Origin of the sequence: Caballeronia telluris (assembly GCF_001544495.1) — a bacterium.
Lineage (GTDB): Bacteria > Pseudomonadota > Gammaproteobacteria > Burkholderiales > Burkholderiaceae > Caballeronia > Caballeronia telluris.
The window spans coordinates 1-686 of the sequence record NZ_FCNZ02000150.1; the positions used below are offsets into that span (position 1 = coordinate 1).

Annotated in this window: 1 protein-coding gene; it reads right to left on the reverse strand. The window is 61.2% G+C overall.

Annotated features, from left to right (window positions below; all coding sequences use genetic code 11):
• Nucleotides 1-686, reverse strand: a 686-nt coding sequence (locus AWB66_RS32660) for a thiamine pyrophosphate-dependent enzyme (RefSeq protein WP_235021366.1), incomplete at both ends; no start/stop codon positions are given.

A 686-nucleotide genomic window follows, 5' to 3' on the forward strand; every position in this document is an offset into this window, starting at 1 on the left:
TCGAGCATGCGCACGGGTTTGGCGAGCGCATCGCGGCGGAACGGATCGCCGAGTTCGCGGGTGCACATGATCTCGATGATGGTGGTCTTGCCGTGGTTCATCTGCAGATCGATCGCTTTTTTCAGCGCCGGGCCAACGTCTTCGAGCTTGTCCACGACGATGCCTTCAGCGCCCATCGCCTTGGCGATTTCCGCGAAGCTCTGGTTGTCGAGTTCGCCCGCGACGAAGCGGCGGTTATAGAAATCGACCTGGTTCTTCTTTTCAGCGCCCCATTGGCGATTGTGGAATACCACCGCCGTCACCGGAATGTTGTGGCGCACGCAGGTCATGGTTTCCATCAGGCTCATGCCCCAGGCGCCGTCGCCGGCATAGGAGACCGCCGGGCGGTGCGGTGCCGCGACTTTCGCGCCGATGATGGTCGGGAACGCGTAGCCGCAATTACCCCAGCTCATCGCCGCGAAGAAGCTGCGCGGTTTGTCGAAACGCAGATAGCTGTTCGCCACCGAGTTGATGTTGCCGATGTCGGTGGAGACCATCACGTCCTCGGGCATCGCCTTTTCCAGCTCGCGCAGTACCTGTCGCGGATGCAGATACGTGCCGCCGCTAAACGGCTGCTCGCTCTTTTGCTCCTCGATCATGTCGAGGCTGTACGGATCGCGCTCGTGGGTCCAGTCGTCGAGTTCCTT